Here is a 24,540-nt window from a genome sequence, read left to right on the forward strand (position 1 = left end):
CGCTGCGCGCGGGACTCGACCGCGGCACCCCCTACGACCGCGACGTCGCCGCGACCCCGACCTTCGCCGTCGGCGACGAGGTGCGCACCCGCAACGACCACCCGCGCGGCCACACCCGCGTGCCCCGCTACGCGCGCGGTCACCTCGGCCGCGTCGTCGCCGTGCGCGGCCCGTTCGTCGTTGCCGAGCGCAACGCGGTGCCGGCGGGAACGCCCGCCCCGGGCGAGGCCGACTGGCTGTACACGGTCGAGTTCGACGCGGCGACGCTGTGGGGCGCCGACGCCGACCCGACCAGCTCGGTGACCATCGACGCCTGGCAGCACTCGCTGGAGCCGGTGTCGTGATCCCCGCCCCCACGCTGGCGCAGGTGCTGGCCGCCAACCCGGGCCTGCCCGCCCCGCCCGACGGCCGCACCGGCTTCGCCGAGCCCTGGCAGGCGACGGTCTTCGCCATGACCGTGCACCTGGCCGACCGCGGCGTGTTCACGTGGGCCCAGTGGGCCGCCGCCCTCGGGAACCGTCTGCGATCTCAGCCGACGACCGACCCGACCGGCCCGACCGGCAACGGCCCGACCGTCGACGACGCGACCCGTTATGACGCGGCGGGCTACTTCGAGGCGTGGGAAGCCGCGCTCTCCGATCTCCTGACGGAGCTCGGACTCGTGGAACCCGGGGTCATCGACCGCACCGAACGCGCCTGGCACGCTGCCGCGGCCCGCACCCCGCACGGCCGGCCCATCGAGCTGCCGCCCGACCCGCCCTCCGGCGCCTGACCGGCCGCCGCTGGGCCACAAGGGGACCACGGAACCGGCCGCAGGAGGGGGCCAGACGGCCACTGAGGGGCCACCGACCGCAACCGACCGCCACCGACGGCCACCAAGGGCCACTGACGGGCCATTGGCGCGCGCTCACCGCCGACTCGTCGGTCGGCCGGACGGTCGTTGCGGCGAAGGGATTCGCCGAAACGACTATCGCAACCGGCCCCGGAAGCACGCCACGACCGCAAACCCGCAGGTCACAGCCTTGAGGTCGATCAGGGCCCCAGAACGGGATCGTCGTTACGGCGATTCCTCCGCCGAGCCTCGGCCAGGGCCCAGCGTCCGGGGCTCCACCGGGCGCTCACCCAGCGCGCTCACCCAGCGCGCTCACCCAGGGCGCTCCCCCAGGGCGCTCCCCCAGGGCGCTCCCCCAGGGCGCTCCTCGGCGGCGCCGCCGGCGCCTCCACCCGCGGCGTGGTGCCGACTCACCGAGGTGTGCTGGTGTGCGAGCCGGCGCAGCGCGGCGAGCACCGGGTCGAGGAGCACGGTGCCGAGGATGACCTGCCGCACCGCCGCCTGGGGCTGGCCGGGCACGGTGTCGACGTCGATGGCCGCGATCTGCTCGACGGCGTCGGCGTAGGCGTCCATCCGCTCCTCGTCCAGGCCGATCCCGGCGTCGTCGCAGGCCCGCCAGGCCCGGTCCAGCTCCGCGACGACGGGGTCGCCCGGATCGTCGGGGGCCACCAGCCACCCCCGCTGGGTCAGCCACCGGCCCGCCCGCGTCTGGCGCCGATCAGGCGGCGGGTCGGTCGGCTCGTCGCCGCCGTACAGCGACTGCTGCGCGGCAGCGAGTACCCCGAGCCGCTCGGCCTGCGGGTCGTCGATGGTGGCGAGCACCCGACCCACCGCGGCGAGGCTCAGCCCCCCGACCTCGTGCAGCGCCCGCACGAGGCGCACCCGCTCGACGTGGCCGTCGTCGTACTCGGCCTGGGTCCGCGACGTCGCGCGGCCGGGGTGCAGCAGCCCCTCGCGCAGGTAGTACTTCAACGTCGCCACCGGCACCCCGGTGGCCTGCGCCAGACCCGCCATCCGCATGCCCCGAACCTCCCTGTCTTGACAATGGAGACTAGCACTATCCAACATTGGGGAGTCACACTATCTAAGTGATCGGGGATGACCATGGAACGGCACACGCACGCTCACGACGGCGGCCTCGTCGTCTTCCACATCGGGATGACGATCCGCAAGCCGCACCGTCCGGACCAGTGGCTGCCGGTGCTCACGGCGATGCCGCCCATGCTCGCCGAGCTGGAGCGCAACAAGGCCGAGGCCGCCCGCGGCGAGGCGACCGACCTCGGCTTCCTCGGTGCGGAAACCCTGCTCGGCGGCAAGGGCCCGTGGGTGGTGCAGTACTGGCGCAGCGTCGAGCAGCTGTACGCCTACGCCTCCCTGGGCGACCGGGCGCACGTGCCGGCGTGGCGGGCCTTCAACAAGGCCGCCCGCGCGCACCCCGAGGCGGTCGGCATCTGGCACGAGACGTTCGTCGTGCCCCCGGGCGGCGTCGAGACGATCTACGCCAACGGCGCTCGCATCGGGTTGGGCGCCGCCACCGGCACCGTGCCCGCGCAGCATCGCGGCCGCGCGGCCCGCGACCGCCTCGGCAGCACGATCTCGGCCGAGGCCTCCGCCCAGGCCGCGCACGTCTGAGCACCCTGCGCGACCGGCCCGTGCCGGCTCAGCCGTCGAGTTCGGCCTCGGCGCGGGGCGCCACGTCTTTGAGCGCGACCCCGGACGTGCCGAGCTGCCGGGCGCCCGCGACGAGCGAGACGACGGTGCGCGCCGCGGCCTCGTAGGAGAGCCCGTCGGGCGGGTGCACGTTGGAGACGCAGTTGCGCCGGGAGTCGGGCAGGCCGGGCCGGGGGTCGTGGGTGAGGTAGACGCCGACGCTCTCCGGCACCGAGAGCCCGGGCCGCTCGCCGATGACGACGAGCAGGGTGCGCACGCCGAGGGCGCGGGCCACGTGGTCGCCGAGCGCGACCCGGGCCTGGGTGGCGATGACGGGCGGGGCGACCGTCATCGCCCGCGGCAGCGCGCCGAGGATCGCCTCGCACAGGGCGGCGGCGTGGGCCTGCACGCCGCGCGGCGAGAGCCCGTCGGCCACGACGAGTCCGAGGTCGTAGCCGTCGAGGGCGTGCGCGCTCGACAGGTGGCTCAGGTCGGACGGCTCGCGTCCGAGGTCGGGCCGGCGCACGTAGGTGGCGCGGTCCTCGGCGCGGCTGCGCACGACCAGCGGGTTGCCGCAGCCCAATTCGGCCAGTTGTCGGTAGAGACGGTCGACGTCGAGGGGCTCGTGCACCGCGTCGCGCGCGGCCGCGTGCGCCGCCCGGAACTCCAGCAACGCCCCCGTGGAGACGGTGTCCCCGGTCCGCGGGAGACCGATCCGGGCCCGCGTCGTGGCCCGCAACCGGCTCCAGGGGTCGACGCGAGGATCGACGCGGGAGTCGGCGCGGGGTCCGACGGAGGTCAGGCCCCGGCGAGCCGCCGGGACCCGGGCCCCCGCCCGGCCCGACTCGCCGGCGCCTCCGGCGGTCACGAGCGCCCCGCGGCCGGCGCGTCGGTGAGCGAGCGCAGCGGGGAGCGGTCGAGCCGCACGGGCGTCGAGAAGCCGCGTTCGTCGACGAGGCCGAGGCCGAGCAGCCACGCCTCGAATTCGGGCGCGGGTCGCAGCCCGAGGGTGCGTCGCGCGTAGAGGGCGTCGTGGAACGACAGGCTCTGGTAACCGAGCATGACGTCGTCGGCGCCGGGCACCGTGATGACGAACGCGGTGCCGGCGGCGGCCAGCAGGGTGAGCAGGGTGTCCATGTCGTCGGAGTCGGCGTCGGCGTGGTTGGTGTAGCAGACGTCGACGCCCATCGGCAGCCCGAGGAGGCGGCCGCAGAAGTTGTCCTCGAGCCCCGCGCGCACGATCTGCTTGCCGTCGGCGAGGTACTCCGGGCCGATGAAGCCGACGACGGTGTTGACGAGCAGCGGGTCGAAAGCACGGGCGACGCCGTAGGCGCGGGCCTCGAGGGTCTGCTGGTCGACGGGCCGCCCGTCCTTGCCCAGGTGCGCACCCGCCGACAGCGCCGAGCCCTGACCGGTCTCGAAGTACATGACGTTCTCGCCGACGGTGCCCCGCCGCAGCGACCGCCCGGCCGCGTTCGCCTCGGCGAGCATCGACAGCTCGACCCCGAACCCCGCGTTGGCGCTCTGGGTGCCGGCGATCGACTGGAACACCAGGTCGACGGGGGCGCCCGCCTCGATGAGCCCGATCGTCGTCGTCACGTGGGTGAGCACACAGGATTGTGTGGGGATGTCGTAGGTCGTGCGGACGTCGTCGAGCAGCGTCAGCAGGTCGGCGGTGACCTGCGGGGAGTCGCCCGCGGGGTTGATCCCGACGACCGCGTCGCCGGCGCCGAGCAGCAGCCCGTCGAGCACGGCGGCCGCGACCCCGCGCTCGTCGTCGGTCGGGTGGTTGGGCTGCAGCCGGGTGGCCAGCCGCCCCGGTAAGCCGATCGTCGTGCGGAACGCGCTCGTCACGGGCACCGCGCGGGCGACCGCGATGAGGTCCTGGTTGCGCATGAGCTTGCTGACCGCGGCGACCATCTCGGGAGTCAGCCCGGTCGCCACGGCGGCGAGCCGCTCGCCGCCGTCGGGGGCGACGACCATCGCGAGCAGCCAATCGCGCAATCCGCCGACGGTCAGCGACCGCACGGGCTCGAACGCGAGCGGGTCGTGGCCGGTGAGGATGAGCCGGGTGACGTCGTCGAGCTCGGCGGGCACGAGATCCTCGTCGAGGAACGTCTCCAGCGGCACCCCGGCCAGCGCGGCCGCGGCCGCGACCCGCTCGGTCTCCGATTCGGCGGCGCACCCGGCGAGTTCGTCGCCGGACCGCTGCGGCGTCGCCTTGGCCATGAGGTCGACCAGGCCGTGGAAGGTGAAGGTGCGACCACCGATCGTCTCGGTGTACGTGCTCACGACAAATCTGCCTCCGCCCGGTCGAGCATCGCGAACTCCTCGTCGGGGCTGGCCGCGACGAGGCGGTGCCGGCTGTAGAGCCCGAAGTAGACCATGAAGGCAACGAAGACCGCCAGGGTCCAGCCCGCAGCGACCGGGTCGACGAGGAACGTGCCGATGACGGCGACAACCGCGACGGCCAGCGCGACCGAGGTCGTCACGACGCCGCCGGGAGTGCGGTACGGGCGGCGCATTCCCGGCTCGCGGACCCGCAGCGTGATGTGGCTGACCATCATCAGCACGTAGCTGACGGCGGCCCTGAAGACGGCCATGTTCAGCAGCATGGCACCCTGACCGGTCAGGCTCAGGGCGAACCCGACCAGACCGGGCACGACGAGTGCGAGCGTGGGGGTGCGGCGTTGGTTGACGACGCTCAGTGAGGTCGGCAGGTAGCCGGCGCGGGAGAGCGCGAAGGTCTGCCGCGAGTAGGCGTACATGATCGAGAAGAAGCTGGCCACGAGACCGGCGAGCCCGATGTAGTTGACGACGGTGGCGGCGGTGCCGGTGCCGAGGGCCTCGACGAGTGGGTTGCCGGAGCCGGCGAGCGCGGCGGCCCCGTGGGCGCCGGTGGCGAGGACGAGCACGGTGGCGCCGGTGACGACCAGCACGAGCATCGCGGCGATGATCCCGCGCGGCACGTCGCGCTCGGGGTCGGTGGCCTCCTCGGCCGCCAGCGGAACCCCCTCTATGGCCAGGAAGAACCAGATGGCGAACGGCAGCGCCGCCCACACCCCGAGCCAGCCGTTCGGCAGCCACAGGGAGGCGCCGGCGGCGGCGGTGTCGACCGGCAGGTCGACGAGGTTAACGGGGTCGAAGAGGCCGACGGCGGCGACGGCGAAAACGATCAGGCCGACGAGGGCGACGACGGTGATGGCGGCCATCATCGTCAGGGCCTCCCCGGCGCCGGACAGATGAATGGCGATGAACACCAGATAGACGGCCAGGTAGACGGGCCAGCCGTCGGTGATGCCGAACAGCCCGAGCGACTCGACGTAGGCGCCGATGAAGGTGGCGATCGCGGCCGGCGCGATCGTGTACTCGATGAGGATCGCGGTGCCGGTGGCGAAGCCGCCCCACGGTCCGAGCGCGCGGCGCGCGAAGGTGTAACCGCCTCCGGCGGCCGGCAGCGCCGAACTCATCTCGGCCATGCCCAGCACCATGGCCAGGTACATGCCGGCCACGACGACGAACGCGATCGCCAGGCCGCCGAAGCCGCCTTCGCCGAGACCGCCGTTCCAGCCGGCGTAGTCGCCGGAGATGACGTAGCTGACTCCCAGGCCCGCGAGCAGGACGGCACAACACCGGCACGACGACCGGTACGACACCGCCCACAGCGGCCGCCATTCGTCCGCTGGGCGTGCTGTGCTCGGTGCATGAGCACTCCGACGTGGCGCACGCACCCGGTGACGCCGGAACGGTTCGACGACTTCGCCGACGTCGTCAACCCCAACCGCCGCGAGAACCACTGCTGGTGCCTGTCACACCGACTGCGCGTCAAGGACATCGAGGCCTTGGGGGCCGCCACCCCGGGAGACGGTGGGGCGCGGGAGCGGGCGATGCGGGCCCTGTGCGCCAAGGAGATCCCGCCGGGGGTCGTCACCTACCGCGACGGCACCCCGGTCGGCTGGTGCCACGTCTCGCCGCGCGCGGACATCCCGAGACTGACAGCCTCCCGACTCATCCGGCCGATCGACGACGTGCCGGTGTGGAGCGTCATCTGCCTCGTCGTGCGGGGCGGCCAGCGCAAGCAGGGCGTCACCGGTCACCTCATCGCCGGGGCCGTCGAGTGGGCGCGCTCGCAGGGCGCGCCCGCCGTGGAGGCCTACCCGGTCGACCCGCCGGGGCGGATGGACACGACGATGGCGTTCGTCGGCACCCGCGCGATGTTCGAGCACGCTGGCTTCGAGGTCGTCGGCACCACCGACGCCGTCGCGAGCAAGATGCCGCGGCTCGTCATGCGCCGCGACCTGCGGGCGAGCTAGCGCACGCCCGGCTCAACGACCCCCAGCCTCGCCGGAGCCGGCGCGGGCGGCCGAGGCGGGAGGCGCACCAGGCGCGGGAGGCGCCGCGCTCGACCCCTTGAGCTCGCGCAGGTACCAGCTGCGGAACTCCAGGGTCGGCCGGTCGGTGCGCACCGACTTCTCGTGCTTGCCCGGGGGCACCTCCACGGGGTCGGAGGACTCCACGACCGCGCGGTCCTGATGCAGGATGAACACGTTGAGCCGGTCGAGCGCCGGTGAGGCCAGCGGGTTTCGGCTGAAGTTGCGGGCGGTGACCAGCAGCATCCGCACCCGGCCCGGCTCCGCGGGGATGCAGTAGGTCTGGATGCGCATCATCCGCGGCTCGGGCGCGACGTCGAGGATCATCGAGTTCGGCCGCAGCCAGCGCAGCCACGCCGACGGCTCGTGGTCGTCGAGCTGGGCGCCGAAGCGGAACCCCTGCGCGGTGTCGGTGAGGTCGAAGATCAGCCGCGACGACCGGGTCGCCTTCGCCCGCACGAACCGGCCGATGGTGTTGCGGTGCACGAACGGCAGGTGCGGGTAGTCGAGCATGTTCTCCATCGCCCGGGTCCAGTGCGCGTCCCATTCCTCGTGGTAGTAGAACCGCGTCAGCTGCTCGGCGCCCTCGTCGTCGCGCAGATGCTCGGGCAGGTACGGCTCGGTCTGCGGGTCGAATCCCGTGTACACCCAGAGCATCCCGCCGAGCTCGCGGTGCGGCACGGCGGTCGCGCCCAGGCGCTCGCGGGGGGCCTGCGGGTTGAACGGCACGTACGCGCAGGCGCCGTCGGTGCCGAACTCCCAGCCGTGGAACTTGCACGCCAGCCCGCCCTCGCGCGTGCGGCTGCCCAGCGCCAGGGAGACCGACCGGTGCGGGCAGCGGTCCAGCAGCACCGCCGCGCGGCCGGCGTTGTCGCGCCACACGACGAGCGCCTCACCGGCCACCACCACCCGGCGCGGCTTGGCGCGTACGTCGCTGCTCGGCAGCACGGGGGTCCACTGGTCGGCGAAGTCGGCGAACATGACCCGAGCGTAGGTCGCCGCGGCGCCGCCGCCCGCAGTCGTCGGAGTCGCCGGGAGTCGCCGGGAGTCGCCGGGAGTCGCCGGGAGTCGCCGGGAGTCGCCGGGAGTCGGCCGAGTGACCGGAGCCGGCAGCCCGCGCCTCAGTCGAGGTTCGGGCGGCCGGTGAGGACGAAGTCGGACAGCAGCCGCACGTGATCGGCGACCTCGGCGGGCAGGTCGCGGCTGTCGAGGCAGCCGGTCCACACGCCGAAACGCGCCTCCCGCACGCCGTTCTCGGTGTGCCAGGCGGCGACCCAGCGCACGCCCTGCTGTTCGAGGGCGTAGACGGTCGTCGCGTCGTCGGGTGAGGACTCGGGGCGCAGCCCGAGCCGCGCGGCGCGGTCGCGGATCGCCTCGACCTGGGGAGCCGTCAGCGGCCCGACCAGCGCGTCGACCGCGAGTTCGCCGTTGCGGCGGTCGGCCGACCACAGTCGCGGGGCGGTGCCTTCGCAGTCCTGCATGCTCACCTGCGTGACCTGCGCCGCCGCCTGGTACGGCAGGGTGGCGGGCCAGCGCAGCGCGTCGAACACCGGCTGGGCCGCCCGGGCCGGCTCCGGCCGCCCCTGCGCGGCCCCGAGCGCCCCGACGCACGAGGTGCACAGGAGGAGCACGACGACGGTCGTCACGATCGGGCCGACGACCCCGCTGCCCCAGCGGCGCACTCGGTTGCGGGGGCCCACGTCGAACTGCCGCAGGGTGGCCAGCGCGGGCGCCGGCCGCTCGCTGCGCCGGCCGTCGATGCGGGGCCGCAGCAACAGGATCCGCCGCGCGAGATCCTTGGCCAACCGCGGCTCCTCGCACACGAGCACGGTGCCGTCGTTGACGTAGATCGCCACCTGGGTGCCGCGCGCCTCGTACCACTCCCCGGAGGCCGAGCGGCGCAGCCGGTTCGCCCCGTCGACGGTGACGAGCGTGAGGGCGGCGAGCGACAGACTCGAGGAGCCGGCGAGTCGCCGCACGAGCAGCTGCGGGCCATCCAGCTGCACGGTGTGCACCATGGTCGCGAACCAGGCCGTCGCGACCGCGAGGGCACCGACGTACGCGGCGACCCCGAGCATCGCGAACAGGTTTCCCCACCACTGCGACAGCGCGTAGACGCAGCCGAGGAGGCCGGGAAGACCGAGCAGGGCGATGCCGGTGAGCGCCAACCACGGGCGCACGAACGTCATGACCCACCCGGTGTCGGTGGTGCGCACCCCCCGGGTGAAGATCCGAGCGCCGCCCGGCGGGCCGTTGAGCAACTGCCGCGGGTTGGACAGCCGCGAGGCCGGCGGCCGCACGACGGGATTGCGGGGCGCGGGCGGTCGATGCCCGTGCGCCTGCCCCTGTTCGAGCGTCGTCCGGGTGCGGGAGCCGGTCGACTCGGCGCGCGGGTCGCTGCCGTGCTGTCGCGGTGACGGCATGACGACTCTCCTCGACTCTCCTCGAATGCGACCCGGTCTGCGATGCCAAGCATGGCAGCACGCGGTCCCGCAGGGAACCGCGACCGGGGTGTCGATCCGCTCTCGCTGCGCCCCGCAGTTGCCCTGTCCGGCAGCGGAATTGCCGGGTCGCCGCGGCCACGTGGTCGGCGGCCGCGCGCGCCGCCGACCGTACTAGGTTGACAGACTGACTAATAAGGCTCACTATCTAGGTATGGCGACTGAGCAGGAGTGGCCGAGCGACTGGATGCGCGGGGTGCTCGGTGCCGCGGTGCTGGCGGTACTCGCCCGCGGCCCCGCGCACGGCTACGCGATCGCCTCGGACCTGGCCGACACCGGCCTCGGCACGGTCAAGGGCGGCACGCTCTACCCCCTGCTCGGGCGGTTGGAGAGCGCCGGTCACGTGAGCGCGCGCTGGGAGCCGGGAGACGGTGGCCCGGGGCGCAAGGTCTACTCCCTCACCCCGGCCGGCCGCGACCATCTGCAGCATCAGGCGCGGCGGTGGGCCCGGTTCACCGACCTCACCCGCGGGCTCTTCGAGGGCTCGCCGACGACAGGAGACCCCGCATGATCCGCAAGCGTGGCAACGACCTGGCCGCGATGGCGCCGCACGCCGATCCGCGCTGGGTCGAGGAGTTCGTCGTCGAACAGCGCCTCCTCGGGGTGCCCGGGGATCGCATCGGCGACGCCCTGGCCACCGTCGAGGCGCACCTCGTCGACACCGGCGAGTCGGCGTCGCAGGCCCTCGGCCCGGCGGCGGCGTACGCCCGGGAGCTCGCGGCCGGCGAGGGCAGCGGCGAGCGCGGCATCTCGCCCGCCGTGACCGTCTCCGCGGTGGCGGGGCTGGTCGGACTGATCCTGCTGCCGCGGGCCGTCACGGCCTGGCTGTCCGGCTCCGGGGTGCCGGTCAGCGTCGGTGACCTCGTCGGGCTGGCCTTCATCGCGGTGCTCACCGCCGTCGTGCTCGCGGCCGCCGACACCGTGCTGCGCGTCATCGTCGAGCGGCCGATGCTCGCCGTCCTCGCCGGCCCGGCGCTCGTCGTGGTGCTCGTCGTGGTCTTTCTCACCTGGCGCGCGCCGATCGCCGTGCTGCCGGTGCTGCCGGTGGTGCTCGTCGGGGTGGTCGCGCTCGTCGTCTCCACGGTCGTCTCGGCCCGCGCGTCGGCGCGGGAGCGCCCCGACCTGGTCGTCGACCCCACGGGCCGCTCCGCCGGGTCGGAGCGCGTCGCCCGCCTCCTCAGCGTCTGGTTGATGCCGGGCCTGACCGTGCTCATGTGCCTGCTGGCCGCGGTCACGTGGGCGCTCGCCTGAGCCACGGCCCGGGCCGGGCGCGCTCAGCGCACGTCGTCGTCGTAGAGGTGACCCCGGAAGACCTTGTGCTGGGCGGCCTGGGCGACCGGCCGCAGCACCATGAGGTCGACATTGAGGTGGGCCGGCGCGGTGGCGGCCCACACGACGCCGCGGGCGACGTCGTGCTCGTCGAGAGGCCGGTCGACGCCCTCGTAGGTCGCGGCCGCCTTGTCGCTGTCCCCGTCGAAGCGCACGAGATTGAACTCCGGCGTGGCGACCATGCCGGGCGCGATCTCGCAGACGCGGATCGGCTCCCCGGACAGCTCCAGCCGCAGCGTGCGGGTCAGCGCGGCCTCACCGTGCTTGGCGGCGCAGTAGCCGCCGCCCCCTTCGTAGTTCACGTCGGCGGCCGTCGAGGTGAGCATGATGATCTGGGCCGCGGGCGCCCGCCGCAGCAGCGGCAGCATCGCCTGCACGACCCGCAGCGAGCCGACGACGTTGAGCTCGAGCATCTTCTGCCAGTCCTCGACCTTGGCGTCGGCGACCGGGTCGAGGCCGAAGGCGCCCCCCGCGACGTGCACGAGCAGGTCGACCGGCCGGTCGAGCTCGTCGAGCCGGGCGACGAGGCCGTCGACGCTGCCCTGGTCGGTGACGTCGAGGGTGACCGCCACGCCGCCGATCTCGTCGGCGACCGCCTCGACGCGGTCGGTGCGCCGGGCCGCGCACACGACGGTCCAGCCCTGCTCGGCGAGCGCGCGGGCGCTCGCCTCGCCGATGCCCGAGGACGCGCCGGTGACGACGGCGACATTGCGCTGGTTGGTTCCCTCGATGACGTTCACGTGACTCCCTCCGCCGGGCCGATTGGTGGTCGCGCCCAGCGTGTCACGCGCCGGAGACGGTGGCGCGGCGGCGGTCGCCCCGAGGTCGCGCCGGCGGCGGCGCAGCCCGAGCCGCACGCCCAGCCCGACCCAGGAGGCGAGCACCACGGCCGCGACGAGCGCCAGCACCTGAGGGTTGAGTTCGGCCGGGTACATCGTGCCCTTGATGTAGGTGTCGATGAAGCCGGTTGGCTCCAGCCCGGGCTGCCCGGCCGAGCGCCGCGCCCACTGCTCGAGTTCGGTGAGGGGGCAGGTCCAGTGCCACGTCTCGATCCCGAAGCCCCAGCCCGCCGTCACGAGGTGCGGCACGAGCAGCCAGGGGCGCGACCAGGCCCAGAAACCGCCTCCGATGAGAAAGGCGAGGAAGCCGAAGTGGGCCAGCATCGCGACGTTCGCGATGAACAGGTAGGCCCAGATCATCGCCTCATCGTAGGGTCGCCGCCGCGGCAGCGCCTCGTGTCACCCGGCCCCGCGCTGACGGCTCGGACCGGCTCGGACCGGCTCGGACCAGGCGCAGGGCGGCGCAGAGCTGCGCCGGCCGGGAACACCGCCGTAACGGGACGGCAACGCGCGAAGCCTACGTTTCGGTGCATCGACCCGGGTCTGCCTCCGCGCCGCGGGTATGCGCCCTGCCGAGAGGAACCGTGATGACCTCGCTGCACGACCCGCCCGAGACCGGCGTGAGCGCACCCGACGCCGCCACCGCGGCCTACCTCGACAAACGCACGTTGAAGAAGGGCGCCGCGGGCTGGCTCGTCGTGTCGGATCGGGCTCACCGATCCCACGGGTGAGCCGCTTCGGGTTCAGCGCCCGGAGGCGGGGGTCCGATCCTGCGGCTGCATGCTGCGATCGGTGCCGCACTCGCGGCGGCCGACGAAGCCGACGCTCATCCACAGGATCGCGACGAGCAGGCCGCCGATGATGGCGTAGTTCTGGCGGATGCCGTCGTCGATGACCGCGAAGCCGACCCCGAAACACATGGTGACGACGAGGGCGATGAAGCTGATCGTGCGCTTGTCCATGCGGTCACCGTGCCAGCGGCGACGGCCCGGTACGCATGACGAATGTCATCGCTCGGGTGTCGTTTCGGTATCGCTACCCGAGCCCGTGGTCGCGCAGCCAGGAGACGGTGGCCTGCCGCCAGGTCTGGGTGCCGATGCTGCCGAGGGCGTGGTCGAAGGAGTGGTCGAGCGGATAGACCCGGATGAGGTGGCCGGGCACCTGGCGGCGCTCGAGCTCGGCGGCGAGGTCGTAGGCGCCCTGCGGCGGCACGAGGCTGTCGGCGGTGGGCACGGTGAGCAGCGTCGCAGGAGCCTGCGCCGTGAGGTGGGTCGAGGGGGTGATGGCGGTGTAGCGCTGCGGGTACTGCTGCGGCGGCCCGCCGAGGTACTGCTCGGTCATGGTGGTCGCGAGTTCGCTCGTCGCGGGGTTGGGGTTGTCGTGAAAGCCCACCGGGTCGGCGACCGGGTACAGGGCGCTGACGGCCGCGACGCGCGGCACCGAGCCGCCGCACACCGACTCCAGGGTGCCGGCGTTGGCGCGGTAGCCGACGTTCAGGGCGATGTTGCCGCCGGCGGAGTCACCGACGAGCCCCAGCCGCCCGGCATCCCCGCCGTACTGGGCGGCGTTGCCGGCGACCCAGCTCAGCGCGCAGCCCAGTTGGGGTTCGACCGCGTTCCACAGGTGCCGCTGCGGGCCCGACAGCGAGTAGTCGACGCTGGCGACGACAAAACCCTGGTCGGCGAGCCAGGACGCGTGCGCGGCGACCGTCTCGTCGGCACGGCCACCCATGATCCAGCCGCCGCCGTGGAGGTACACGACGACCGGAGCCGGGATGCTCGCCTGCGGGGGCCGCCAGATCGCGACGCGCAGGTCTTCGCCCTGATCCCGGGTGTAGACGACGTCGGCGTCGGGGGCGCGGGTGGCGGGCTCACCGAGGCCGACGAGTTGCAGGGGGTTCAGGTTCACGCCCTCGGCCTGCGCGGTGAGGAGCTGCCGGGTGGTGATGTACCCGCCTCCGAGGAGGGCCAGCACGGCGGTCACGGCGACGAGCGAGCGCAGCCAGTCGCGGCGGCGCCACCACAGCCACAGCGCGATGACCGCGACGACGAGGGCGACGAGCGTGAACCGGACGATCTGACCGGCCTGCTGCAGGCCGCGCCAGCCGATCCTCGGCAGCTGCGGGTTCAGCGCGCCGACGATCAACGCGAGCAGCACCGCCGCGACCGCACCGACGAGCAGCACGACGGCCAGACCGGCCCAGCGCCGCGCCGGGGCACGAGATTCGCGGTCTCGGGTGGGCTCCGGCGTCGCCTGGTCGGACACGTCTCCTCCTGCTGCAGCGGGCGCTCCCCACTATGGCCGAACGTGGTGCGCGCGCGGCCTCAGATCACGGGGCCTCAAATCACGGGACGGCGGACCACCCGATCGGCGCGGCCGAGCCGCAACCCGAGCAGCACGCCGGCGATCGCCCCGAACAGGTGCCCCTGCAAGGAGACCCCCGGCTGGAACGGCAGCACCCCGAAGACCATGCTCCCGTAGAGCGCGACGACGAGGAGGCCGATGAGCGCGGGCCCGAGGCGGCGGACGGCGAAGCCGTAGACGACGAGGAAGGCGGCCCAACCGTAGACGAGTCCGCTGGCGCCGATCGTGATGCTGAACGGCGGCGCGAGCAGCCACACGCCGAGGCCGCCGAGGAGGATGACTCCAAGGGTGACGGTCCACATGTGCCGGGTCGTCCACGCCAGGAGGGCGCCGAGCACGAGCAGCGCGGAGGTGTTGGCGATGAGGTGCGCGAAGCCGCCGTGCAGGAACGGGCTGAGCACGACGCCGGGCAGGCCCTCGAGGCTGCGCGGGCGGATGCCGAAGTAGTCGAGGTTGAGCGGCAGGATCCAGTCGATGATCTCGCTGGCCCACATGAGCGCGACGATGACGAGCACCGGCACGACGCGGTGCAGCCAGGTGGGCAGGTTCGGTCGCTGGGCTCTCGCGCGTGGCACCGTCGTCATGGTTCCCAGCCTGACAGCCGCACCTGGGGCGAGGCTGACGGTCGCATGGCGCGCGCATGCACGCCGTGCGACCGCCGGGCCCGCGATCCCCGAAACGTCCGGTTGTCAGTGCTTTTCGCAGGCGATCCCGTCGCGGTCGCGGTCGAGGCTGCGGGGCTGGGCGTTGTACAGCCGGGTGTTCACCGTGAAGTTGCGCACCGGCTTGGCCTTGCGCTTGCCGGCGGCCCGGTCGACCGCGCCGCGCTTGCCGACGCCGTGCTTGTAGACGCGGTTAAGCGCCGCGCAGTTCTTGAATCGGCGGAGCGCTGCGGTCGGCGCCGCCGTCGAGGTCGCGCCCGCCGCGCGCACGGCCACCTGCTGGGGCGCCTGCGCCGGCGCTGCCGCCGTCGCCGCGGGCAGGCCCGCCGGCACCATCGCGATCGCTGCCGTCACGGCCAGAGCGGTGCGCTTGAAGTACATGTGGTTCTCCCCCTCGAACGTCCGACGCCGGGTGATCCGGCACCGGCGCCATTCGGCCCCTCGGACGAGGTGCTGAGGGCGCATCCGAGCGATCTGGGTCACCCGACCGACCCACTCCCGACGGTGGTTGGGGGGCTCAGGTGAACTGCGCAGCGGCGCAAACCGCCATATTGACGATCGCGATGCGCCGGGCCGACTAGGTCAAGCCTCTGACCAGCGATGATCCCGGCGGGGCTCACATCGCGATCGTCGTTGTGGCGATTTCCCCGACGGTGACCCCGTCCCTGTCGGGCACACCGGGTCGATGAGTTCGGGCGGCGGGACGCGTCAGTAGTCGTGACAGCCCGGAAGCAGCCGGAGCGCTCGCCCGACCGAGGAGAAGACCATGCTCACGACTCACACCGTCGAGGTTTCCGGTGCGCGGATCAGCTACGACGTGCGTCCCGGCGCCGACGCCGGCCACCGCCCGCTGTTCGTGCTCGGCTCACCCATGGACGCGACCGGGTTCACCACCCTCGCAGGGCATTTCACGGACCGGACGGTGATCACCTACGACCCGCGCGGCGTCGCCCGCAGCCCGCGCACCGACGCGGCGCACCAGACCGTGCCGGCCGAGCACGCCGCCGACATCGCGGCGGTCATCGAGGCGATCGCCGCCGAACACGGCTGTCCCGTCGACGTGTTCGCGAGTTCGGGCGGCGCGATCAACGCGCTCGAGCTCGTGTCGCGGCGGCCCGAGCTCGTGCACACGCTCGTGGCGCACGAGCCGCCGTTGGCGCAGTTCCTGCCCGACCGGCAGGCGATCGTCGCGGCGTGCGAGGGCATCCGGGCGCGCTACGAGGCCGACGGGATGGGCCCGGCCATGGCTGCGTTCATCACCCTGACCGTGCACCAGGGCCCGGTGCCCGGCGGCTTCGCGTCGGCGCCGGCTCCCGACCCGGCCGCGTTTGGGCTCCCGAGCGCCGACGACGGCTCAGGGGACGACCCACTGCTCGGTCAGAACGTGCACACCTGCTCACCGCACGAGCTCGACGTCGCGGCCCTGCCGGGCGCGGCGACGACGATCGTCATCGGCGTCGGCCAGGAGTCGGGGGAGCAGCTGGCCGCGCGCGGTGCCACCGCGCTCGCGGCGCAGCTCGGGTCGGAGCCGGTCGTCTTCCCCGGCGACCACGCCGGGTTCCTCGGCGGCGAGTTCGGGATGACCGGCCGCCCCGACGAATTCGCCGCCAGGCTGCGCGAACTGCTCGACGCCTCCGCCTGAGCCCCGGGATGCCCCGCGCGCCCATATCGAACAGTCGACTCAGCGCGCGTCCGCCCGCGCCGATGCAAGATAGGTGTGTGCGATGAGGTGCACCGGCGGACCGTCGGCGCACGACTCTCGCTCGGGGGAAGGGGACGCCGATGGCGTTCGTGGGGAGTTCGAACGGATTTGTGTCGCGGCGCGGGGCGCCGCTCGTCGCGATGGTCGGCTGCGCGTTGGCGCTCGCCGGTTGCGCCGGCGGTGACGCGGCGTCGTCCGCGACCAGCTCGACGGTGACCGTCACGGTCGCGCCCAGCGCGCCGCTCACGTACAACCCCAGTTCGGGTGCGTCGCAACCGAAGTCGACGTCCGGTGCGGTCACGGTGGCGGACGTGCGCGGCAGCGCGCAGGTGCCGGCCTATTGCAGGATGCCCGCGCAGACGCTCACCAACGGTGTGACAAGCGACAAGTACAAGCCGCGCGAGGGGTGGCTCAAGGTCGACGACCCGGCTCCGGTGCTGGCGGACCTCGATTCGGACGGTTCCCAGGAGTTGGTGGCGCGCTACCTGTGCACCGCCGGGGGCGTGGCGTGGCCCGAGGTGCTCGTGATCTACGGACCCGGGGGCACGCTCAAGGGCAGCCTCGAACTCGGGGAGTACGGGCAGCAGGAACACGCCGAGGTGCTCTCCTGGCAGGCATCGGGTCAGGCAGTGGAGCTGCGCTGGCGCTCCTACGAGGGTGCCGCGTCGGACTTCCACTACTACCGGTCGCGCCTGACGATGAGCGGCGGCAAGGCCCGCCTCACCGACACCCGCGCGATCAGCGGCGACGACTCGGGCTCAGACAGCTCGGTGAGCGCGTCGAGCAGCGACACGAGCTCGACGGAGCCCGCGCCGTCCTCCGAGTCGTCCCGGACGCCGACCGAGACCGCCTCCGTGTCGACCTCGGCCTCCACCGAGAAGATGACGGCCGTGTGCAGGGAGTTCCTGCAGGCGGCGGTCGCGGGGAACACCGCGAGGATGAAGCGGCTCGCCCCAGCGTCCGCGGTGACGGAGGTGACGAACTACGGGCCCTACTCCAGCGCGGGGCGGTGCTCCGTCGACCCGGGCGCGGAGCCGAGCGCCGAGGTCGTGCTGGGCCCCCGGCAGGAGGGGGCGTACGGCATCATCTTCAAGCTGACCTTCGAGGTCGACTCGGCCGGTGACGCCCGGATCCGATCGGCGACGTTCGCCGGCGACGCGGGCTGAGCGGACCGCCTCCGACAGAGCAGCTCCTCAGAGGGCGTCGTACTCCTCGTCGCCCACGGGCTCCAGCCACTCGTTGGAGGCGCCGTCGCGCGGCACCATGACCGCGATGTGCGAGAACCAGCTGTCCTTGGCGGCGCCGTGCCAGTGCTTGACGCCCTCGGGCACGAGCACGGTGGTGCCCGGCGTCAGCGGCTGGGCGGCCTCGCCGTCGGCCTGGTACCAGCCGACGCCGGCCGTGCACAGCAGCAGCTGCTGAGCGCCGTGGTGGATGTGCCAGTTGTTGCGGCAGCCGGGCTCGAACGTGACGTTGTTGGCGGTCGCGTCGCCGCTGGCCAGCGGCGCGAGATAGCTCTGCCCGACGAAGTACTGCGCGAACGCGTCGTTCGGCTCGCCCTGCGGGAACATCTGCTCGAAGTCGCTCATGCCGGCATTGTTCAACGGGGGTCGCGGGCCTGCCAGGCACTCGCAGGGCGCCCTTGTCGGCGTCGGGGTGCGGCAACCGGCGAGCCTGCGTGCGACGATGCCGCCGTGTCGCTCACACCCAGGCCGGCCGCCCCGGCGATGCTCCGGCTCACGACCACGCTGCCGCGCGCCGAGCGCCGCCGCCTTCGGCACCCCGCGGAGATCCCGTGGCTGGTGGCCGCCGTCATCATCACCGTGCTGGTGGCCGCGGCGGTGATCTCGCTGCTGTTCTCCGACGTCGAGTTGCCGCCGGACGTGCAGCAGATCGCCGTGCTCATCATCGGCGCCCCGGTGCTCTTCCTGCTCGTGCGTGGCTACCTGTACGCGCAGCAGCGGGCGAGCGGAGTCCGACTCTCGCCCACCCAGTTTCCCGACGCCTACCGCATGCTCGTCGAGGCCGCGGCCGACGCGGGGATGCGCCGGGTGCCGGACGCGTACGTCGTCTCGGGGTCGGGTGTCATCAACGCCTTCGCCGCGGGGCACGGGCACCGGCGATTCGTCGTCATCAACTCCGACATGTTCGAGGTCGGTGGGCACCTGCGCAGCCCGGACGCCCTGCGCTTCGTCATCGCCCACGAGGTCGGGCACCTGGCCGCGGGTCACGCCGCGTACTGGCGCATCGTGGGAACCTTCATCTTCCGCAACATTCCGGTGCTGGGCGCGGCGCTCTCCCGAGCGCAGGAGTACACGGCCGACAACTACGGGTACGCCCACGCCCCGCAGGGAGCCCCGGCGGCGATCGCGACGCTGGCGGCCGGCAAGTACCTCAACGCGGAGGTGCTGCCCGACGAGTACACCGACCGCGCGGTCGTCGACCGGAGTCTGTTCATCGTGGCCGTCAATCTCGTCGCCTCGCACCCGATCCTCACCTGGCGCTCGCACGCCCTGCGGCACCGCGACCACCCGGGCGCCATGTTCGTCCGCCCGGCGTTCGGCGTGTTGGCGGCGCCCAGCCTGCCCCCGGCCGCCAGCCGCACGAGCCGCTGGGCCGACCCCGCCGCGGCCTTGGCGTTTCTCGACGCGCACCCCCAGCCCGGGCGCGACGAGTTCGGCGGGGTGCAGGTGCGCCACCGCGCGCAGGCCGCTCGCCCGACTCCGGTGCTCGACGGTTCCTCCCGCGACGCCCTGGGCGCGGGGCGGTCCGACGGGTCGGCGGGCGAGGCGGTCTCTCGGCCGTAGTCCAGCTCCCACCCGGCAACGAATTGGCTGCGGCGCGACCGCGAGCCGGGTTCGAGCCGGTGCGAGCGGGGTGCGGGCCGGTCAGTCCGCCTCGTCACCGCCGGGTGCCGTGCGCCCCCAACCGGGCTCGGCGACGAAACTGACGAGGACGATCGCGACGACCGCCCACCACCCGATGTCCAGCGCCTCGCTCCACTCGGGTCGGAGCCGGGGCAGCGGCAACAGCCCCGAGATGATGAACATCAGCGCGACCCCTAGCCTGCGGTGCGTGCCGTACGGCACAGCTCGGCGCCACGGGCCCCACGGTCCGGCGGTGAGCAGCGTGCGCCGGGTGCGCAGGGTCGCGACGGGCGAACACGACGGCGACCGCGACGATCGCGACGGCGATGATCCCGGCGAACGCAGGCCGGTCGCGGTCGGTCCAGTCCAGCCAGCGCACCCACGCCACCGGCGGGACCGCGACGAACAGCAGGGAGGCGGTGAGGGCGAGGGCTCGGCAGGCGTGCCGCCAGTGCCGCGGCTCGTCGGGGTGCTGGCGGGGATCGGCGAGCGGCCAGGGTTCCGTGGTCGAGCGCGCGGCCGCGTCGAGTCGCTCGTTCCTGCGCATGCCTGCCTCCTGACCGAGCGTGCGAGTTGTCACACGGTATCCGCGGTGTTCGCGCGGAGGCGAGGGTCTCGGGTCAGCGGACGTCGTAGGCGACGTGCACGACACCGTTGTCGAACCGGTGCTGTTCGACCAGGCGCAGGTCGAGCCGCAGGTCGGCGGGGAGCCAGGGCGTGCCGGCTCCGATGACGATCGGGTGGAGGTAGAACTCGACGGCGTCGACGAGGCCGGCCCGCAGGGCGTGGGCGGCCAGCGTGGGCCGCCGATCGTCACGTCGCCCTCGGCCTGCTCGATCAGGTGCCGCACCGTGGGGATGTCGAAGGTGCGCTCCAGCCGGGTGCGGGCCGTCTCCACCGTCGGCAGGGTCGTGGAGAAGACGACCTTGTCGCGGGCGCGCCAGGTCTGGCCGTAGGCGCGCTCAGCGGGGCTGGCGTCGTCGCCGAGCCCGTAGGTCTCCCACTGGCTCGACCTGAGCCAACGGCAGCGACCCTCGATGCGGGCGCGACCTCCGGTGGGTACTGACCGCGGCTACTGATCACGGTGCGGGCCTCGGCCGCTGTGTCACGATCGCGAGGTGAACCTTGACGAATTCCTCGCCCACGTCAACCGCGGCGAGCTGATCACAGCCGGCTCCGACCTGCACGAGTTCATGCACGGGGCCTCCCAGGAGGCCTTCCGCATCACCGCCCGGATCAACACCGGCTACCGGGACGCCGCCCAGGTGCGGGCCCTGGTCAGCGAGCTCACCGGTGAGCAGCTCGACGAGACGACGACGATCTTCCCGCCGATCTATAGCGAGTTCGGCAAGAACTTGCACATCGGCAAGGGCGTCTTCATCAACCTGGGCTGCCGTTTCCAGGACACCGGGGGCATCACGATCGGCGACGGCTGCCTCATCGGCCACAACGCGACCCTCACCACCCTCAACCACAGCCTCGATCCCGCCCGCCGCGCCGACATGACCCCGGCGCCCATCGTGCTCGGCCGCGACGTGTGGCTCGGTGCGAGCGTGACGATCACCCCCGGCGTGACCATCGGCGACGGCGCGATCGTCGGAGCCGGGTCGGTCGTCACCAAGGACGTGCCGGCCAACGCGATCGTCGCCGGGGTGCCCGCGCGACTCATCCGCTACAACGACGTCGACTCGCGCCGGCCCGACGACGAGTCGGACAGCTGAGACTATGCGCGGACGCCGGCGTGGTCGCGGATGCCGGCCGAGGATTCGCCGTTTCGACTACTCCGATGGAGCGTCGTCGGGCATCGAATCGCGAAGCCGCAGGTCACGAGCTTGCCGCGCGACCGCGGCTCTCGACGCGATCGTCGATGTGGTGAAACGATCGCGAGCACCGGCAGGAGCGAGCGGCCACGGCGCCGGTCGGGATGCGTCCTGACACGAGTAAGGAGGAGTCGTGCACGTGCTCATGACCGCGATGCCGTTCGGCGGGCACCAGCCGCCGATGCGGGGTCTCGCCGCCGAGCTCGTCCGCCGCGGGCACCGGGTGACGTACTACACCGGCGCGAAGTACGGCGGCGGTGCGGAGGGCGTCGGCGCGACCTGGCTGCCCTGGCAAGCGGCAACGGATTTCGACGACAACAACCTCGCGGCCGCGTTCCCGACGATGCGCCGCGGACGCGGGCTCGGCGCGGTTCTCGACAGCTTCGGGCAGTTGTTCTTCGGCACCGGTCCCGAGCAGTTGGCCGACGTGAGTCGCCTGCACGACGACGACCCGGTCGACCTGGTCGTCTCCGAGGACACGTGCATGGCGGGCTCGTTCCTGCACGATGCCCGGGCCGTGCCGTGGGTCGGGGTCGCGCTCGGGCTCGTCGGGCTGAGCAGCCGGCACCAGCCGCCCGCCGGGTTTCCGCTGCGCCCGGGCTGCGGGCGGCTGGGGCGGGGCCGCGACGCCGCCCTGCGCGGTCTCGCCGACGTCACCTTCAACCGGTGGATGCTGGCGCGCCTCAACGACGCTCGCGCCCGGGCCGGGCTGGCGCCGAACACGAGCGTGGACTCGCTGTACTCCCGGCGCCTGCACCTGTGCCAGGGCGTGGCCGGCCTGGACTTCCCGCGCCCCGACGCCCCCGCGTTCCTGCACTACATCGGTGACGCCGCCGCCGGCACCCGCACCGGGGCCGAGCCCGCCTGGTTCGCCGACCTCGACCCCGGCCGCCCGCTCGTGCACGTCACCGCCGGAACCCTCGACACGACCAGCACCCTCGTCGAGCGCACGGTCACGGCGCTGGCCGACACCCCCGCCCAGGTGGTCGCGGGCGGCGATCCGGCGCTCGCGCCGGCCGCCGCGAACGTCATCGCCCCCGGCTGGGTGCCGCACGACCTGCTGCTGCCACGCACCTCGGTCGTCGTCACCAACGGCGGCTTCGGCGCGGTGCTCGCCTCGCTCTCCCACGGGGTTCCGCTGGTGATCGCGCCGGGCGGGGAGGACAAACCGATGGTCGCGCGCCGCGTCGCCCACACCGGGGCCGGCCTCGACCTGCGCCGCGCCGAACCGTCGCCCGCGCGGATCCGAGCCGCCGTCGAAGCCTGCCTCGGCGACAGCGAATACCGCCGCGAGGCACGGGCGCTCGCCCACGAGTTCGCGGCTGCGGGCGGCGCCGCCCGGGGCGCAGACCTTATCGAGGAAGGCATGCGCGCATGAGCCGGCCCGGCGCCGGGCTCGTGCGCGCACTGCTGGCCGAACAGCACCCGGATCTCGCGCGGCTCCCGATCCGCCATGTCACACGCGGGTGGGACAACGACCTCTTCCGGCTCGGTGACGACCTGGCGGTGCGGTTGCCGCACCGCGCGCAGGCCGCGCCGCTGCTCGCTCACGAACTGACATGGCTGCCCCGGCTCGCCCCGCGTCTGCCGCTGCCTGTGCCGGTCCCGCTGCGGGCTGGCGAGCCGGGAGCCGGTCACCCATGGCCGTGGGCCGTCGTGCCCTGGCTGCCCGGTCGTAGCGCGCTGCTCCACCCACCGATCGACCTAGGCGACGCCGCCACCACCCTCGGCCACTTCTTCCGGGCCCTGCACGTACCTGCCTGCGCTGAGGCACCGCGAAACCCCTTTCGTGGCACACCTCTTCGCGCCCGACTGCCGTTCCTCGACGAGCGCCTGACCCGCCTGGAGGCCGAGGAAACCGACCTGCCGACGGCCCGGATCCGGCAACGCGTCGCCACCTACGCGGTCGAGCCGGAGTGGCCCGGGCCTCCGCTGTGGCTGCACGGCGACCCGCACGCCCACAACATGCTCGTCGACCGCGGGCGGCTCAGCGCCGTCGTCGATTTCGGCGACATCACCGCCGGCGACCCCGCCTCCGACCTCGGAGCGCTGCACTCCCTGCTGCCGCCCGAGGCGCTGCCGGGATTCGCTGCCGCGTACGGCGTCACGCTGGACGACCCGCTGTGGCGACGGGCCGCCGGCTGGGCGGTCTGCCTCGGGGTCGCGGTACTCGGCGGACCCGACGAGACGATCCGCCCGATGGGCCGCCGGCTGCTCGAACGCGGGATGTCATGGCCGCCGCAAGCGCCGCCACCGACCCGTGATGAGAGCATCGCGGAGTGACTGCCCGCCGTGCCCGTGTGCCGATCATCATCGCGGCGGCCCTCGTGGCGCTCATTCTTGTCGTAGTTGGTTGCTACAAAGTGATGACCTCCCGCACGTGGCAAGTCACCGGTCACCTCGTCTCCGATCTGGGGACCGACGAGAAGGTCGTGGCGCTGACGTTCGATGACGGCCCGACTCCCGCCGACCTCGACGCGATCCTGCGCCCGCTGCGCCAACGCGGCGTGCCGGCCACCTTCTTCGTCAACGGGTCCGCGCTGTCGCAGGACCCGGAGCGGGCAAGCGACTCGTCAAGGAGGGGCACGAGCTGGCCAATCACACATGGGACCCCCGCCGCATGGTCTTCGTCTCGGACCAGGAGATCGAGCGTGAGCTCGCGCCCACCGACGACGGGATCCGCGCGGCCGGCCAACCCGGCACCCCGCTCTTCCGGCCGCCTTACGGAGACAAGCTCGTCGGGCCTCCCGCGGTACCTCGCCGCGCACGACCGCACGACCGTGATGTGGGACGTGGCCGTCGAAGACTTCTCCGGCGACGCGCAGTCCGCAGGAGATCACCCGCGCCACCGTCGACCAGACCCGCCCGGGCTCGATCATCCTGCTGCACCCCTGGAACGGGCGCACCGCGACCCAGCAGGCCATCGGCCCGATCATCGACGAACTGCACGCCCGCGGCTACCGGTTCGTCACCGTCTCCCAAGCCTTGGAGCGGTCGATCGCGCCCGCCGCGATGAGCGAGGAGGCACAGTGAGCGACCGCGAGCACACCTACGAGGTCACCGTGGAGTGGACCGGTAACCACGGCGACGGCACCGCCTCCTACCGGGGGTACGGGCGCGAGCACATCGTCGCGGCCGACGGACCACCGCCGATCGCGGGCTCCGCGGACCCGGCGTTTCGCGGCGACCCCGCGCGCTGGAACCCCGAGCAGCTGCTCGTGGCCTCGCTGTCGCAGTGCCACATGCTCTGGTACCTGCACCTGGCCGCCGAAGCCGGCATCGTCGTCACCGCCTACGCGGACCGCCCGCGCGGCACGATGAGGACCGGGCCCGACGGGTCGGGGCACTTCACGAGGGTCACCCTGCGACCCGACGTGACGATCCGCGCCGGCAGCGATTCGCGGCTCGCCGAGCGGCTCCACCAGCGGGTTCCGCAGCTGTGCTTCATCGCCCGCTCGGTGAACTTTCCCGTCGACCACGAACCGCGGATCCGTATCGACGCCGCCCCGGAGGTGTGAGCGCGCGCCGAGCTGACGCGGGCCTGCGGAAACGCGATGGCGACGACCGGACCCGCATGATCGAATCGACGCATCCGCGGGCGCCG

At 73.2% G+C, this 24,540-nt stretch carries 28 protein-coding genes and 1 pseudogene; 15 read left to right on the forward strand and 14 right to left on the reverse strand.

Annotated features, from left to right (window positions below; translation table 11 throughout):
* The coding region (locus PINTE_RS09025) for an SH3-like domain-containing protein (RefSeq protein WP_169798495.1) at positions 1-344 on the forward strand (344 nt) is incomplete at its 5' end.
* Entirely contained in the window at positions 341-772 is a 432-nt protein-coding gene (locus tag PINTE_RS09030) for a nitrile hydratase accessory protein (protein WP_068428979.1), read from the forward strand. The genes PINTE_RS09025 and PINTE_RS09030, both read left to right, overlap by 4 nt.
* 372 nt (positions 773-1,144) lie before the next feature.
* Here the strand turns inward: PINTE_RS09030 and PINTE_RS09035 are convergent, their stop codons facing one another.
* Positions 1,145-1,852: a MerR family transcriptional regulator gene (locus tag PINTE_RS09035; RefSeq protein ID WP_084343407.1), complete on the reverse strand. Its 708-nt coding sequence runs from the start codon at positions 1,850-1,852 to the stop codon at positions 1,145-1,147.
* 78 nt (positions 1,853-1,930) lie between these two features.
* Between PINTE_RS09035 and PINTE_RS09040 the strand changes: the two genes are divergently transcribed.
* Positions 1,931-2,464, forward strand: a complete 534-nt coding sequence (locus PINTE_RS09040) for a DUF4188 domain-containing protein (RefSeq protein WP_245642876.1) — start codon at positions 1,931-1,933, stop codon at positions 2,462-2,464.
* Positions 2,465-2,492: 28 nt separating this feature from the next.
* Here PINTE_RS09040 and eutC read toward each other — a convergent pair whose 3' ends face one another.
* The 3 genes from eutC to eat are packed head-to-tail and all read right to left on the reverse strand — an operon-like array spanning position 2,493 to position 6,138.
* Positions 2,493-3,350, reverse strand: a complete 858-nt coding sequence (gene eutC / locus PINTE_RS09045) for an ethanolamine ammonia-lyase subunit EutC (protein ID WP_245642877.1) — start codon at positions 3,348-3,350, stop codon at positions 2,493-2,495.
* The gene (locus tag PINTE_RS09050; protein WP_068428982.1) at positions 3,347-4,774 is read right to left on the reverse strand and encodes an ethanolamine ammonia-lyase subunit EutB; all 1,428 of its coding nucleotides are present in this window, start codon (positions 4,772-4,774) and stop codon (positions 3,347-3,349) included. Before PINTE_RS09050 ends, eutC begins: the two co-directional genes overlap by 4 nt.
* A complete protein-coding gene (gene eat / locus PINTE_RS09055; RefSeq protein WP_068428986.1) occupies positions 4,771-6,138 on the reverse strand; it encodes an ethanolamine permease in 1,368 nt (455 codons plus the stop codon). Before eat ends, PINTE_RS09050 begins: the two co-directional genes overlap by 4 nt.
* Positions 6,139-6,186: 48 nt before the next feature.
* Here eat and PINTE_RS09060 point away from each other — a divergent pair, with 48 nt between their 5' ends.
* On the forward strand, positions 6,187-6,795 hold the full coding sequence (locus tag PINTE_RS09060) for a GNAT family N-acetyltransferase (protein WP_068428989.1): 609 nt from the start codon (positions 6,187-6,189) through the stop codon (positions 6,793-6,795).
* 12 nt (positions 6,796-6,807) lie between these two features.
* On the opposite strand, the gene PINTE_RS09065 is transcribed toward PINTE_RS09060, so the two are convergent.
* Complete coding sequence (locus PINTE_RS09065; RefSeq protein ID WP_068428992.1) at positions 6,808-7,833, reverse strand: Rieske 2Fe-2S domain-containing protein; 1,026 nt, start codon at positions 7,831-7,833, stop codon at positions 6,808-6,810.
* 140 nt (positions 7,834-7,973) lie between these two features.
* Positions 7,974-9,275, reverse strand: a complete 1,302-nt coding sequence (locus tag PINTE_RS09070) for a hypothetical protein (RefSeq protein ID WP_068428993.1) — start codon at positions 9,273-9,275, stop codon at positions 7,974-7,976.
* A 232-nt stretch (positions 9,276-9,507) separates the two neighbouring features.
* On the opposite strand from PINTE_RS09070, the gene PINTE_RS09075 reads away from it, so the two are divergent.
* Positions 9,508-9,864, forward strand: coding sequence for a PadR family transcriptional regulator (locus PINTE_RS09075; protein ID WP_068428998.1), 357 nt, complete (start codon positions 9,508-9,510; stop codon positions 9,862-9,864).
* The gene (locus tag PINTE_RS09080; RefSeq protein ID WP_068429001.1) at positions 9,861-10,604 is read left to right on the forward strand and encodes a hypothetical protein; all 744 of its coding nucleotides are present in this window, start codon (positions 9,861-9,863) and stop codon (positions 10,602-10,604) included. Before PINTE_RS09075 ends, PINTE_RS09080 begins: the two co-directional genes overlap by 4 nt.
* A gap of 23 nt (positions 10,605-10,627) precedes the next feature.
* Here PINTE_RS09080 and PINTE_RS24890 read toward each other — a convergent pair whose 3' ends face one another.
* On the reverse strand, positions 10,628-11,881 hold the full coding sequence (locus PINTE_RS24890) for an SDR family NAD(P)-dependent oxidoreductase (RefSeq protein ID WP_306304850.1): 1,254 nt from the start codon (positions 11,879-11,881) through the stop codon (positions 10,628-10,630).
* 227 nt (positions 11,882-12,108) lie between these two features.
* Here PINTE_RS24890 and PINTE_RS22650 point away from each other — a divergent pair, with 227 nt between their 5' ends.
* On the forward strand, positions 12,109-12,252 hold the full coding sequence (locus PINTE_RS22650; protein WP_157087149.1) for a hypothetical protein: 144 nt from the start codon (positions 12,109-12,111) through the stop codon (positions 12,250-12,252).
* Positions 12,253-12,264: 12 nt separating this feature from the next.
* Here the strand turns inward: PINTE_RS22650 and PINTE_RS09090 are convergent, their stop codons facing one another.
* The 4 genes from PINTE_RS09090 to PINTE_RS09105 all read right to left on the reverse strand — a co-directional run bounded on the left by PINTE_RS09090 (position 12,265) and on the right by PINTE_RS09105 (position 14,928).
* A complete protein-coding gene (locus PINTE_RS09090) occupies positions 12,265-12,483 on the reverse strand; it encodes a hypothetical protein (protein WP_068429004.1) in 219 nt (72 codons plus the stop codon).
* Between the two features lie 73 nt (positions 12,484-12,556).
* A complete protein-coding gene (locus tag PINTE_RS09095) occupies positions 12,557-13,786 on the reverse strand; it encodes an alpha/beta hydrolase (protein WP_068429007.1) in 1,230 nt (409 codons plus the stop codon).
* A 74-nt stretch (positions 13,787-13,860) separates the two neighbouring features.
* A complete protein-coding gene (locus PINTE_RS09100) occupies positions 13,861-14,469 on the reverse strand; it encodes a rhomboid family intramembrane serine protease (RefSeq protein WP_068429013.1) in 609 nt (202 codons plus the stop codon).
* A gap of 105 nt (positions 14,470-14,574) precedes the next feature.
* Positions 14,575-14,928 carry an excalibur calcium-binding domain-containing protein gene (locus PINTE_RS09105; RefSeq protein WP_217996547.1) on the reverse strand — a complete coding sequence of 118 codons (354 nt, stop codon included), beginning with the start codon at positions 14,926-14,928 and terminating at the stop codon, positions 14,575-14,577.
* 385 nt (positions 14,929-15,313) lie between these two features.
* On the opposite strand from PINTE_RS09105, the gene PINTE_RS09110 reads away from it, so the two are divergent.
* Together PINTE_RS09110 and PINTE_RS09115 are read left to right on the forward strand one after the other, a co-directional pair.
* Positions 15,314-16,189: an alpha/beta fold hydrolase gene (locus tag PINTE_RS09110; RefSeq protein ID WP_068429017.1), complete on the forward strand. Its 876-nt coding sequence runs from the start codon at positions 15,314-15,316 to the stop codon at positions 16,187-16,189.
* A gap of 140 nt (positions 16,190-16,329) precedes the next feature.
* The gene (locus PINTE_RS09115; protein WP_068429020.1) at positions 16,330-17,415 is read left to right on the forward strand and encodes a hypothetical protein; all 1,086 of its coding nucleotides are present in this window, start codon (positions 16,330-16,332) and stop codon (positions 17,413-17,415) included.
* Positions 17,416-17,442: 27 nt separating this feature from the next.
* Here the strand turns inward: PINTE_RS09115 and PINTE_RS09120 are convergent, their stop codons facing one another.
* Positions 17,443-17,838, reverse strand: a complete 396-nt coding sequence (locus tag PINTE_RS09120) for a cupin domain-containing protein (protein WP_068429022.1) — start codon at positions 17,836-17,838, stop codon at positions 17,443-17,445.
* A gap of 105 nt (positions 17,839-17,943) precedes the next feature.
* On the opposite strand from PINTE_RS09120, the gene PINTE_RS09125 reads away from it, so the two are divergent.
* Positions 17,944-19,056, forward strand: coding sequence for a M48 family metallopeptidase (locus PINTE_RS09125; RefSeq protein WP_068429025.1), 1,113 nt, complete (start codon positions 17,944-17,946; stop codon positions 19,054-19,056).
* Positions 19,057-19,137: 81 nt separating this feature from the next.
* On the opposite strand, the gene PINTE_RS22655 is transcribed toward PINTE_RS09125, so the two are convergent.
* Complete coding sequence (locus PINTE_RS22655; protein WP_157087150.1) at positions 19,138-19,299, reverse strand: hypothetical protein; 162 nt, start codon at positions 19,297-19,299, stop codon at positions 19,138-19,140.
* Between the two features lie 437 nt (positions 19,300-19,736).
* Positions 19,737-20,060 (reverse strand): dihydrofolate reductase family protein, encoded by a 324-nt coding sequence (locus PINTE_RS25035; RefSeq protein ID WP_084343413.1) that lies wholly within the window; start codon positions 20,058-20,060, stop codon positions 19,737-19,739.
* A 174-nt stretch (positions 20,061-20,234) separates the two neighbouring features.
* Between PINTE_RS25035 and PINTE_RS09140 the strand changes: the two genes are divergently transcribed.
* From PINTE_RS09140 to PINTE_RS24285, 5 genes and pseudogenes are all read left to right on the forward strand, one after another.
* Positions 20,235-20,837, forward strand: coding sequence for a sugar O-acetyltransferase (locus PINTE_RS09140; RefSeq protein WP_068429035.1), 603 nt, complete (start codon positions 20,235-20,237; stop codon positions 20,835-20,837).
* Between the two features lie 232 nt (positions 20,838-21,069).
* Entirely contained in the window at positions 21,070-22,314 is a 1,245-nt protein-coding gene (locus tag PINTE_RS09145) for a glycosyltransferase (protein WP_068429038.1), read from the forward strand.
* Positions 22,311-23,219, forward strand: a complete 909-nt coding sequence (locus PINTE_RS09150; RefSeq protein ID WP_068429041.1) for an aminoglycoside phosphotransferase family protein — start codon at positions 22,311-22,313, stop codon at positions 23,217-23,219. Before PINTE_RS09145 ends, PINTE_RS09150 begins: the two co-directional genes overlap by 4 nt.
* Before the next feature lie 83 nt (positions 23,220-23,302).
* Positions 23,303-23,952 (forward strand): annotated as a pseudogene (locus PINTE_RS25040) (polysaccharide deacetylase family protein).
* A 13-nt stretch (positions 23,953-23,965) separates the two neighbouring features.
* Positions 23,966-24,454 carry an OsmC family protein gene (locus PINTE_RS24285; protein ID WP_068429051.1) on the forward strand — a complete coding sequence of 163 codons (489 nt, stop codon included), beginning with the start codon at positions 23,966-23,968 and terminating at the stop codon, positions 24,452-24,454.
* The last annotated feature ends 86 nt before the right edge of the window (positions 24,455-24,540 follow it).

This window comes from Piscicoccus intestinalis NBRC 104926 (assembly GCF_001515525.1).
Classification (GTDB): Bacteria; Actinomycetota; Actinomycetes; order Actinomycetales; family Dermatophilaceae; genus Kineosphaera; species Kineosphaera intestinalis.

Coding starts and splice junctions, on each gene's coding strand:
- PINTE_RS09035 (WP_084343407.1), bottom strand. CDS start 1,852: ATGCGGATGGCGGGTCTGGCGCAGGCCACCGGGGTGCCGGTGGCGACG.
- PINTE_RS09040 (WP_245642876.1), top strand. CDS start 1,931: ATGACCATGGAACGGCACACGCACGCTCACGACGGCGGCCTCGTCGTC.
- PINTE_RS09060 (WP_068428989.1), top strand. CDS start 6,187: ATGAGCACTCCGACGTGGCGCACGCACCCGGTGACGCCGGAACGGTTC.
- PINTE_RS09065 (WP_068428992.1), bottom strand. CDS start 7,833: ATGTTCGCCGACTTCGCCGACCAGTGGACCCCCGTGCTGCCGAGCAGC.
- PINTE_RS09070 (WP_068428993.1), bottom strand. CDS start 9,275: ATGCCGTCACCGCGACAGCACGGCAGCGACCCGCGCGCCGAGTCGACC.
- PINTE_RS09075 (WP_068428998.1), top strand. CDS start 9,508: ATGGCGACTGAGCAGGAGTGGCCGAGCGACTGGATGCGCGGGGTGCTC.
- PINTE_RS09080 (WP_068429001.1), top strand. CDS start 9,861: ATGATCCGCAAGCGTGGCAACGACCTGGCCGCGATGGCGCCGCACGCC.
- PINTE_RS24890 (WP_306304850.1), bottom strand. CDS start 11,881: ATGATCTGGGCCTACCTGTTCATCGCGAACGTCGCGATGCTGGCCCAC.
- PINTE_RS22650 (WP_157087149.1), top strand. CDS start 12,109: ATGACCTCGCTGCACGACCCGCCCGAGACCGGCGTGAGCGCACCCGAC.
- PINTE_RS09090 (WP_068429004.1), bottom strand. CDS start 12,483: ATGGACAAGCGCACGATCAGCTTCATCGCCCTCGTCGTCACCATGTGT.
- PINTE_RS09100 (WP_068429013.1), bottom strand. CDS start 14,469: ATGACGACGGTGCCACGCGCGAGAGCCCAGCGACCGAACCTGCCCACC.
- PINTE_RS09105 (WP_217996547.1), bottom strand. CDS start 14,928: ATGTACTTCAAGCGCACCGCTCTGGCCGTGACGGCAGCGATCGCGATG.
- PINTE_RS09110 (WP_068429017.1), top strand. CDS start 15,314: ATGCTCACGACTCACACCGTCGAGGTTTCCGGTGCGCGGATCAGCTAC.
- PINTE_RS09115 (WP_068429020.1), top strand. CDS start 16,330: ATGGCGTTCGTGGGGAGTTCGAACGGATTTGTGTCGCGGCGCGGGGCG.
- PINTE_RS09120 (WP_068429022.1), bottom strand. CDS start 17,838: ATGAGCGACTTCGAGCAGATGTTCCCGCAGGGCGAGCCGAACGACGCG.
- PINTE_RS22655 (WP_157087150.1), bottom strand. CDS start 19,299: ATGTTCATCATCTCGGGGCTGTTGCCGCTGCCCCGGCTCCGACCCGAG.
- PINTE_RS09150 (WP_068429041.1), top strand. CDS start 22,311: ATGAGCCGGCCCGGCGCCGGGCTCGTGCGCGCACTGCTGGCCGAACAG.